The sequence below is a fragment of the Chitinophaga sp. genome, from assembly GCF_036569125.1.
Classification (GTDB): domain Bacteria; phylum Bacteroidota; class Bacteroidia; order Chitinophagales; family Chitinophagaceae; genus Chitinophaga.
In genome coordinates this window covers 1-11,052 of the sequence record NZ_DATCRF010000401.1, presented here as the reverse complement: position 1 = coordinate 11,052, position 11,052 = coordinate 1, and the positions used below count along the sequence as shown (strand labels likewise).

Annotated in this window: 7 protein-coding genes; 3 read left to right on the top strand and 4 right to left on the bottom strand. The window is 49.9% G+C overall.

The genetic code is table 11. The features are described from left to right. A partial coding sequence (locus tag VIM87_RS15015) for a hypothetical protein (protein WP_331997779.1) occupies positions 1–669 on the bottom strand: 669 nt, incomplete at its 3' end. A 411-nt stretch (positions 670–1,080) separates the two neighbouring features. Here VIM87_RS15015 and VIM87_RS15010 point away from each other — a divergent pair. Then, entirely contained in the window at positions 1,081–2,478 is a 1,398-nt protein-coding gene (locus VIM87_RS15010) for a Gfo/Idh/MocA family oxidoreductase (protein ID WP_331997778.1), read from the top strand. Positions 2,479–2,557: 79 nt separating this feature from the next. Beyond that, positions 2,558–3,952 (top strand): putative oxidoreductase C-terminal domain-containing protein, encoded by a 1,395-nt coding sequence (locus VIM87_RS15005; protein ID WP_331997777.1) that lies wholly within the window; start codon positions 2,558–2,560, stop codon positions 3,950–3,952. A gap of 155 nt (positions 3,953–4,107) precedes the next feature. On the opposite strand, the gene VIM87_RS15000 is transcribed toward VIM87_RS15005, so the two are convergent. Further along, positions 4,108–4,704 (bottom strand): porin family protein, encoded by a 597-nt coding sequence (locus VIM87_RS15000; RefSeq protein ID WP_331997776.1) that lies wholly within the window; start codon positions 4,702–4,704, stop codon positions 4,108–4,110. Between the two features lie 160 nt (positions 4,705–4,864). Here VIM87_RS15000 and VIM87_RS14995 point away from each other — a divergent pair, with 160 nt between their 5' ends. Continuing rightward, positions 4,865–6,376 carry an ADP-ribosylglycohydrolase family protein gene (locus VIM87_RS14995; protein WP_331997775.1) on the top strand — a complete coding sequence of 504 codons (1,512 nt, stop codon included), beginning with the start codon at positions 4,865–4,867 and terminating at the stop codon, positions 6,374–6,376. A gap of 153 nt (positions 6,377–6,529) precedes the next feature. Here the strand turns inward: VIM87_RS14995 and VIM87_RS14990 are convergent, their stop codons facing one another. After that, the gene (locus VIM87_RS14990) at positions 6,530–7,792 is read right to left on the bottom strand and encodes a YdcF family protein (RefSeq protein WP_331997774.1); all 1,263 of its coding nucleotides are present in this window, start codon (positions 7,790–7,792) and stop codon (positions 6,530–6,532) included. A gap of 180 nt (positions 7,793–7,972) precedes the next feature. Then, complete coding sequence (locus VIM87_RS14985; protein ID WP_331997773.1) at positions 7,973–11,011, bottom strand: efflux RND transporter permease subunit; 3,039 nt, start codon at positions 11,009–11,011, stop codon at positions 7,973–7,975. Positions 11,012–11,052: the final 41 nt, after the last annotated feature.

Here is an 11,052-nt window from a genome sequence, read left to right as displayed (position 1 = left end):
ACCAGATGGAGGTGTAGGGCTATCCGCAGTTCCATCTTCGGCATAGACCAGTTGCCCGTTTGGCTGAACCGCGGCTGCAGGCCGTGTTTCGCGTGCCTCCGGTATAACCGTCCATCCGCCTTGTTTCCGCTGTATTTTCTCGCCCCTTATATTATAGTATTGCAAACGCCTGCCTGTTTTGGACGATGGTGTGCCGATGCAGGTAGTTTGCTGTGTAGGCATCTCCTGTAAAATAGCCGCTGCTGCAGCTGCATCAGGAGCTTGCATTGCTGCATTCACAGCATGGTGCATTTCACCATTCCCCGTTTCTTGATCCGGATCAATTAATTCCGGGTCAAATTTATGCCGGTGCTCCTTTTCCAGCAGCTCTTGTACGATCGTCTTTTCCACACCTGATTTCAGCAGCTGCATGGCCTGGCCGGTAAGGGTCCGGTAATCATCATGCAGCCTTGTTTTACGGGGAAATAACCGGTAAATAGCCGCTGCAATCCGGGATGCCTGTGCCAGCCAGTCCGCATATTCCATGGTGCGCTTAAAGCTGCGGGAACGCTTTACCCGCTTGCGGCTTAATGAGCTTTTGGACCGTGCATAATATTGCCCGTCCATTTTGTAATAGGTAACATTACCTACAGTGCCTGTCAGGAAAACAGGACCAACTTGTTTTGCCATAACGATATATTTTTGGTGTACCTGGCAAAAATAAAAGCCCTCACAGAACTACCCAAATGAAGTGAACGTTTTGATCACTTTTGAGCGAAAATGAACATTTTGAACGAAAATGCACGTTTTGAGCGCGTCGTTTTTTCCGTTTCCACATCAATAATTTATTACCACTTATGCGCTGCTCTCCCATGTGCTTCTCATATTACACCCTCATTCAACCCTGGGTAAAAGCGCACTCCCTTCATGTCCATCTCAGGTCCATCTCATGTTCCACTCGTGTCCCTCCCTGGTCAGGCCTACTCTAATCACCATCTCCTCATCAGCACATTAGCATATCAGCACATTAGCACATTCCCGTTTTTTTGTTGTATTTTCTCCCCCGCTAGTGATCAAACCACGTATGAAAAACAATAACCCATGGAAAAACAGGATAACCATCATTCCACACGCAGGCGTTTTCTGAAGAACGCTGTAAAAGGCGCCGGTGCATTGGCCCTCATTAATTTTCCCACCATTGTACCCGCCCATGTATTAGGCAAATATGCCCCCAGCAACCGTATTAATATTGGCGCTATCGGCAATGGCCGCATCTCCCGCGGGCATGATATGCCCGGCGTATGGAAGTACGATCAGGCAAGGATCATCGCTGTTTGTGACCTGGACCGCAACCGCGTTACGTCCGCACAAAAACTGGTGAACGACTATTACAGCAAAAAAACCGGTAAGCCCTACGATGGTGTAAAAACCTACGAAGACTACCAGGAGCTGTTAAACAATAAAGATGTGGATGCAGTGCTTATCAGCACGCCGGACCACTGGCACGTAATGCCTGCCATACATGCCGTGCGTGCCGGTAAGGATGTGTATATGCAAAAGCCGGCCTCTTTAACCATTGCAGAAGGGCGGCTGCTTAGCAACGAAGTGCACCGCAGCGGCCGCATACTGCAGGTAGGCAGCCAGCAACGCTCTATGCCGCAGTTTAAAAGAGCCTGTGAGTTGGTGCGTAACGGCGCCATTGGCAAGGTGCATACCGTATATGTAGGCCTGCCCATTGACGATCCTAAAGAAAGCACAGTGGAAAAAGAAATGCCGCTGCCCGCTAACCTGTTATACGAGAAATGGCTGGGAGAAACGCCTTATGTGTCCTACACGGAAAAACGGGTGCACCCGCAGGCCGATTTTTCACGTCCCGGCTGGCTGCGCTGCGAGCAGTTTGGCGCAGGTATGATCACCGGCTGGGGCGCTCACCATTTTGATATTGTGAACTGGGGATTGGATACGGAATATACCGGCCCAGTGGAAATAAGCGCCACTGCCGAGTTTCCGCCTGCTGGTAATTTATGGGATGTGCATGGCCCTTTTAAGTCGGAAACTATCTTTGCCAACGGGGTAAAGGTGCTGGCCAGTAATGAATACCCTAACGGGGTAAAATTTGTAGGCTCAGAAGGATGGATCTTTGTTACCCGTGGCAATTACGCCGCTACTTCCAGTGATCCGGTGGCAAAGGATCAGAACAACAAAGCGCTGGATGCAAGCGATCCGCGTATACTCAGCACCGTGATACCGGCAAGCGGGGTGCATTTATACGAAACCAAAGACCATCACGGCAACTGGCTGGAGAGCATAGCTACCCGGCAAACGCCCATCACACCCATAGAAGTAGGCCACCGCGCCTGTACCATCTGCCTGCTGAACCATGCCGCCATGAAGCTGCAGCGCAAGCTGTACTGGGATCCGGTGAATGAACGTTTTAAAAACGATGATGCCGCCAATGCAATGCTCACCCGCCCGCAGCGCTGGCCATATACATTATAACGTGTGCCATACCTCAAAGGTGTGGCACACATAACACCGCGGCAATCTCCGCGCCTGTCATAAAGCAATCAGACGAACCATGAATAAAAAACAGATCGTAACATCACTATTAGTGTTAAGCATGATGAACAATGCCTGCAACACCGGACAAAAAGAACAGGAAAAGGAAACCACCGCTGCTACGGAAGCGGATATTAAGCTCATAACGCTGGATCCCGGCCACTTTCATGCAGCGCTGGTGCAAAAGTCAATGAGCCCCGGCATTGATTCCGTAGTGCATGTGTATGCACCGGATGGCCCGGAGCTGCAGGCGCAACTGCGTTTCATTGACCAGTACAATACCCGTACAGAAGCGCCTACTCACTGGCAGGAGGATGTGTATAAAGGCCCGGACTTCCTGGAAAAAATGGTGCAGGAAAAGAAAGGCAATGTAGTGGTGATGGCAGGCAACAACCACCGCAAAACAGAATACATACAGCAGGCCGTGGCAGCCGGTATGAATGTACTGGCCGATAAGCCCATGGCCATTAGCTCCGAAGGTTTTGCCACACTGCAAAAAACCTTTGAGGATGCCAAAGCGAAAAAGGTATTGCTCTATGATATTATGACGGAGCGCTCCGAGATCACCAACACCCTGCAGGGCGAGCTGTCGCGCATACACGACGTTTTTGGCGAGCTGCAGCCCGGCACAGAAAAAGAGCCCGGCGTAGTAATGGAAAGCGTGCACAATTTCTACAAATATGTATCCGGCAAAGCCCTTACCCGGCCGGCCTGGTTCTTTGATCCTGCCCAGCAGGGCGATGCTATTGTGGATGTAGGCACCCACCTGGTTGACCTGGTGCAATGGGAATGCTTTCCCGGGGTAGTATTGGATTATAAGAAAGATATCCAGCTGCAGGGCGCGCGCCACTGGCCTACGCCCATCACCTTATCACAGTTCCGTACCATCACCGGCCTGGATAGCTTCCCGGATTTTCTGCAGCCATTTGCCAAAGACACGGTGCTGAATGTACATGCTAACGGCGAAGCCCGTTACACGCTCAAAGGTGTGCACGTAAAAGTAACCGCCCTGTGGCAATACGCAGGCCCTGAAGGCAGCGGAGATACGCATTATTCCATGCTGCGCGGCACTAACAGCAACCTGGTGATCCGCCAGGGAAAGGATGAAAAGTTTGAGCCTACGTTGTACGTAGAGGCGGTAGGTAAAACCAAAGCCGCAGACCTGGAAAAGAACCTGCAGGCAGCTTTAAAGCAGCTGGAAAGCAAGTACCCCGGCCTGTCGCTGGAAAAAAGTAAACAGGGTTTTAAGATCGTGATCCCTGCAAAATATAAGGTAGGCCACGAAGCGCATTTTGCGCAGGTGCTGCAGCGTTATATGGAGTATCTGAAAAGCGGCAGCCTGCCGGATTGGGAAGTGCCGGGCATGATCGCTAAATATTATACTACTACGAAGGCGCTGGAAATGTCTAAATAAGCATAAAGCAAAAAGCGTAAAGCAGAAAGCTATTGACGCGGATGTTTAAGGCATAAAGCAAAAAGCTATTGAAACGGATGCTTGCCATAAGAATCCTTCTCCGCTCCAATAGCTTTTTGCTTTATCCTTTATGCTTTCAGCTTTCTGCTTTGCGCCTACTTAATCGCTACTCCTAACCCCACCTGTATCTGCTGGCTATTCCATTTGTAGCGGTCATCAATATTATTAATATTTGCAAGGCCCAGGGTGTAACGGCCATAGAACCGCACCTGCGATACATGCAGCGTTATACCTGCCGCCACGCCATAATCGATGTTCTTAAAAGCAGCTTTATCTTTCAGCAATATATCTTCATTATCATACACCAGCATGCTGAATTGCGGCCCTAAATTCAGGGTGAACAGGTCGTTCACTTTGTAGGCCAGCAGCACTGGTACGCTTACGTAGCTTAGCTTTATAGAAGATTTAGCGCTGCTGTTGCCGGAGTTCACATAATACGTCAGGAAATCATCATCCTTTTTGTTATTGAACTGGGAGAACAATACCTCCGGCTGAATACCCCATTTGGAAGTAATATTATACTCCAGGAAAACACCCGCATCATACCCGGGATTAAAGCTGCCTTGCATGCCCCGCCCATTAAGACTGGTGAATTGCAGATCGGCCTTTAATCCGTAATGAAGCTTTTGTCCATAGGAAACACCTGCCACCAACAACAGGCCGGTAATAGCTGTAAATAGTTTCTTGATCATAGATATGCAAAATAGAGATACAAATATGGGGTACCACGGCACACTATGTAACACTTAATAGATGATCCGGCCCTTTACCCCCACCATAAGGGGAAATTTATGGATGATCTGATGTTTTTTCCTTAAATTATCTGTAGTTAAACCTCCTAAATTCCACTGAATGAGATACTCCATAGTATGGATCACACTTACCTGCCTGTCATTTCATTGCACAACACGGCAATCTTCCACCATAACGCTTTCCCAACAGGCGCTCAAAGATAAGATCATGGGCGGCTGGGCCGGGCAAACCATCGGCGTTACTTTTGGCGGGCCTTACGAGTTCCGTTTCAATGGCACCTTTATACAGGACTATCAGCCCCTGCGCTGGTATGATGGTTACCTGAAAAAGACCATGCTGGAAAATCCCGGCCTGTACGATGATATTTACATGGACCTCACCTTTGTGGAAGTGCTGGACCGCGCCGGGCTGGATGCCCCGGTAGATTCTTTTGCGCAGGCGTTTGCCCGTGCCGGTTATATGCTGTGGCACGCCAACCAGTCGGCCCGTTATAATATCCTGCAGGGTATTAAAGCGCCGGCATCCGGCCACTGGACCAACAACCCCCATGCAGATGATATTGATTACCAGATAGAATCGGATTTTGCCGGTTTAATGAGCCCCGGTATGCCTAACACGGCATCGGCCATCAGCGATAAGGTAGGCCATATCATGAATTATGGGGATGGCTGGTATGGCGGCGTATACATAGGCGCCATGTACTCGCTGGCATTTATTGCCGACGATATACAATACATTGTTACGGAAGCGCTGAAAACCGTACCCGCAAAAAGCACATTCCGCCAGTGTATTGAAGACGTGATCCGCTGGCATCAGCAGTACCCGAACGACTGGCACCACAGCTGGTACGAGATCCAGCAGAAATGGTCCAGCGAGAATGGCTGCCCCGATGGTGTGTTTAACGCTTTTGATATAGATGCCAAGATCAATGCAGCTTATGTTGTGCTGGGATTATTATACGGCAACGGTGATTTCACTAAAACACTGGACATTGCCACCAGGGCGGGGCAGGATGCAGATTGTAACCCCTCATCTGCCGGCGGCATCCTGGGCGCCATGCTGGGATATAAACGGATCCCTGATCACTGGAAAATGGGATTAAAGGAAGCAGAAGGACTGGATTTCAAATACACCAGCACCTCCCTCAATAAAGTATATAACACCAGCTATAAGCATGCGCTGGAAATGATACGCCGTAACGGCGGCAAGGTAGCAAATGAGCAGGTGACCATTGCCGTGCAAACGCCTCAGCCTGTGCGCCTGGAACAATGCTTTGAAGGCCTGATTCCCGCAGACCGTATTCCGCTTTACAGGAACAATGTGCAGGAGCTCTCTTTTGATTTTGAAGGAAGCGGTTTTGTATTAAAGGGAGAAGCCCGTAAGCAGGGAGCTAACGTGCCGGATAGCAGCATTACCATGGAAGTATCTATTGATGGCGGCAAAACCGCTACCATAGTGCTGCCCACCAGCTTTCAAACCCGCAGCAATGACCTGTGCTGGAATTACCGGCTGCCGGTTAAAAAGCACCAGGTAAAAATAAAGGTCCTCAATCCAGGTCCAAATAACAGCCTCAACACCTTTGAATACCTGGTTTATACCAGCAAAAAATAATGTGCAGATGGAAGCGCATTCGCACATTCCACCAGCACATCAGCACATCTGCATATTTGCACATCAGCACATCTACACCTACCCACCAGCACATCAGCACATCAGCACATTCCCTCCATCTGCACATCTGCATATTTGCACATCTGCACATCATCACGGATCCAGCGGGTCCAGCGGATCCTCATGCAGGCTCTCCGCCACCGGGTAATACTCAATGCTCAGGTCATCCACCTGCCGCAACTTGCGGTAGGGCAGGTAGCCCATATCTTTAAGACATACCTTTTCAAAGAACACACTGGCCACATAGATCAGGTGCGCCTTGCTGCTGGTGCACAATACTTTTTTATCTGTCGGGAAACCATTGCGCAGCAGAATGCGGTTGGCATTCCGCAGGTTGGTAGTGGTGTGCCGGGCATGCGGATCCACCAGGATGGCCGTTTCCGGTACATTACAGCTATCTGCCAGGAAACGTTTCATTTCTATGGCTTCACTGTATTTTGTTCCAAACGGGTGCACATACCCGCCGGATACGATCACAAACGGCGCTTTGTTTTTCTGGTAAATATCTGCAGCGGTACGGCAGCGTAGTTTGTTCATTACACTGATCGGCGCATCATCTTCCGGCCCTGCGCCCAGTACCAGGATGGCCGAATAATCAAATTTATCCCACTGCACACTGCTTAGCTGCGCCAGCGTTTTCTGATTGGTAACGGCCATAGGTTCATGCCGGGCTGCATGGTCTTTTTTATTCAGCTGCAGCAGGTCCATAGCCAAATGCAGGGTAGGGGTAAAGAACAGGCCGGATGCATCCGGGTGTTGCTTGTAAGTTACCAGTATATCTCTGACAGCCTGGGTATAGGTATCGCTGTGCACATTATACATGGCGGAATCTATGCGCGGGTAACGCAAACCGGTATTCCGGGTATAGGCATTCAGGATGTAGTTCAGCCCATTGGCTTCTTCGCGCCAGCGTTCTTCCAGTATTTTTTCATCCGGCAGGGATTCATAACGCATAAAAGCGCCGCTGGGTTTCAGGTGCTGCTGCAAGGTGGCGCGGAAAGCAGGCTGTGTTTTATACACCTGCTCCAATGCGTTGCCAATGGCTTTGATCTCGTTATTGTCAAACAGCAGGGGAGAGGCAAAGCAGGCGGCATTCTTACAGCTGTCTGTTATGGTATTCACTTCTTTCAGCTGCTGTTTATAAACCTGCTGTAAGATCTTATTGCGTTCCAGGGCCTTGTGCAGGGTAGGCTCCTGCTCCAGCAGGGTAAGCAGGTAAAAGTTCTTGTCTTGCACCAGGTTGCCGCTTTGTACAAACTGGTAAGCAGGGTCAAAAGACGGTTGGTTCTGGGCCTGAAGCGCTGCCGGTATGGTCCCGGCAAGGGCGCAGTAGAGTAAAAGTTTCCGGAAGAGCATAAAAATGATGTGCTGATGTGCTAATATGCAAATGTGCAAATGAAATGCCATCTCCACACAAAATACTAAAATAATGTGCAGATGTGCAAATATGCAAATGTGCAAATGCCTCCGGCCTGTCCATCTACCAACCAGCACATCAGCACATTAGCATATTTGCACATCTGCACACCTGCACATCTACACCTTCGGTGGTATCAGCTTATACACCACCGGTGTTACAACTCTCGAAAGCAACGTGGAGCTGATCAGTCCACCAATTAACACAATAGCCAGCGGCGCAATCAGCGGGTTACTGGAAATGGCGATGGGTATTAAGCCGCCAATGGCCGTTAAAGAAGTTAATACAATAGGTAAGAAGCGTACCTCGCCGGCCTCGCGGATGGCGGTTTCCAGCGATTTGCCCTGCTCCCGCAGCTGGTTGGTGAAATCTACCAGCAATATGGTGTTCTTCACCTCAATACCTGCCAGGGCTATCATCCCGATAATGGCCACAAAAGAAAGCGAGTTGCCGGTGAGCCACAGCGACACAGCAGCGCCTACCATACCAAGGGGTATCACCGACAGCACAATGAGCGTGCTTTTGAACGTGCGGAATTCCAGGATCAGCACTGCTATGAACAGGAAGATGGTAACGATAATAATGCTCATAAAGCCGCCGAACGAGTTATTCCGCGATTCTACCTCACCGCCCATCTCGTAGCTGTAGCTGGCAGGCAGGGTCATTTTATCCATTTTTCCTATTACGTCCGTAATTACCCGGTCTACCAGGAAACCTTTTTGCACAAAGGCTTTTACAGATACCACACGCCGCTTTTCCTGGTGGTTGATGTTCACCGGCGAGGTTTCCAGCGTAAGCTCCGCTACTTGTCCCAGTGGAAAAGGTTTGCCCTGCATATTGCTCACATACAGGTTGCGGAATACATCCAGCGTGGGGCGGCCTTCATGCGCACGGGTTAGCAGAATGTCGTAGTCGTTATCATTATTATCAGTGTACTTGCCTACGTTCAGGCCGGCTACGGCCAGCCGCACGGTACGGTCAATGTTCACAGAAGGAATGCCCAGCAGCTGCGCTTTTTCAGGTTGTATAGCTACCCGGATGTCGCTTTTTAACAGGCTCACCGGGTTATCAACATACATGGTGCCGGGGGTGCGCTGCAGCATCATTTCCACTTTGCCGGCCAGCGCGCGCAGGGTATCCAGGTTCTCGCCAAACAGGCGTACCTCTACCGGAGCCGCTACCGGCGGGCCCTGCTCAAAGTTCTTCACTTCCACTTTGGCGCCGGGGTAGGGCGTCCATTGGTGACGCAGCTTTTCTATCAGCGCCAGCTTATCTGAAGGGTTGGTATGCTCATCCAGCTGCACAAAGATCTCTGCAAAATCGGTATGCTCATTTTCCTGTATCACGTTATAGTATATACGCGGATTGCCTTTTCCAACGTTGGTGGCAAAGTATTTCACGGCGGGCTCCTTGCGCAGCACCGCTTCAATATCCTTTGCTACATTATTGGTGTACTGCAGGTTGGATTGCGGAGGCGCGGTAATATTGATCAGGAACTGTGGCTTTTCCGATGCGGGGAACAGGCCAAAACCTACTACGCCAAACAGCATAATGGAGCTGCCAAAGATGATAACCGTGATCACAATGGTAAGCACCGGCCGTTGCAGGGCTTTATCCAGGAAACGGGCATAGCTGCCATGGATCAGGCGTTTCAGTCCGCGCATGAAAATGTTACCGTCCGGGTGGCCGGTATGTTTGCGCAGCAGCTTGCTGGCCAGGAAAGGAATGATGGTAAGCGATACCAACATAGACGCCAGTACGCTGAATATCACTGCCAGCGGCAGGCTGCGGATAAAATCACCGGAACCTTCCGGCATAAACACCAGCGGCATAAAGGCAATGATCAGCGCTGCCGTACATCCGGCTACAGCCATGCCTATCTGCTTGGTGGCCATTAAGGTAGCTTCCAGCGCCGTATGCCCTTCCAGCAGCCAGCGTTCAATATTTTCTACCACCACAATACTATCATCTACCAAAAGCCCCAGCGCCACTACCAGGCCTACGATACTTAGCTGGTTCAGGTTATAACCGAACAACTGCAGCAGAATAATACCTATGGCCAGCGATAAGGGAATAGAGATCATTACGATCAGCGAAGGCCGGAAACCCAATGGCAGTAAGGTAATGGCCACCAGGAGGATGGCGATCAGGAAATCGCCTCCCAGGCTGCTCAAACGCCGGTTCACATTACTGGCCTGGTCAAAGTTCTGCACCAGGTCTATATTCTTAGGCAGCGTTTTTTTGAACTTTTCTATAACCGGCTTATAAACTTGTTGCGTTTTGCTGATGTTCTCACCTTCTTTCTGTGCAGCCGTTACAAATATGCAGCGGAAGCCGTTCAGGCGGGTTTGATAGGTGGCATCCTCATAACCGTAATATACATTGGCAATATCTTTCAGGAAAAGGTTACGCCCGTTGGAAGTGTACACAATGGTGTTCTTCACTTCTTCCATGGTATGATAGTTACCGCTGGTTTTTATGTTAAAGATGCGGTTACCGGCATCAATGCTGCCACCGGGAATGTTGATGGTTTCATTCTGCAGGCTGTTGATCACGTTAGCAATGGGCAGGTTCAGCTGCGCCAGCTTTTCCAGGTCCAGCTCCACGCGTACCTGCTGTTCCGGCAGGCCAAAGATCTCTACGTTCTTCAGGGGCTGTAGCTTTTCCAGCTCATCCTGCAGGTTTTCTGCATAGTATTTCAGCTTGTCGCGGGGCGCATTTTCAGAGATCAGCGCCAGCTGCACAATGTTCACATCAGAGGGTTGCTGCTTTTTAATGTCAATGCTGATGTTGTCCTGCGGCAGGTCGCGGCGTTTATTATTCACTGTACGCACAATTTCCTGGTACTTATTATCCACGTTGCTGCTGTACTTATATTCGACACGCAGTACGGCCAGCCCGTCGCTGATGGTGGTACGGATGCGTTTAATATCTTCCAGCCCGTATATTTCTTTTTCCAGGGGATCTACCACCAGCTCCTCCATATCCTTAGGGCTGGTGCCGGGATACACTACTATCACTGTATAGGAAGGGGAGTGCATTTCCGGGTCTTCTGAGCGGGGCATGTTCAGCAGGGTAACAACACCCAGCACAATGATCATGATAAAGATCACCAGCGTGAACTGGTAATTTTTTACCGCATAATCTGATATTTTCATGTTGTTGGATTGAAGAATTAAATTGAATTAGGCAGAAAGCA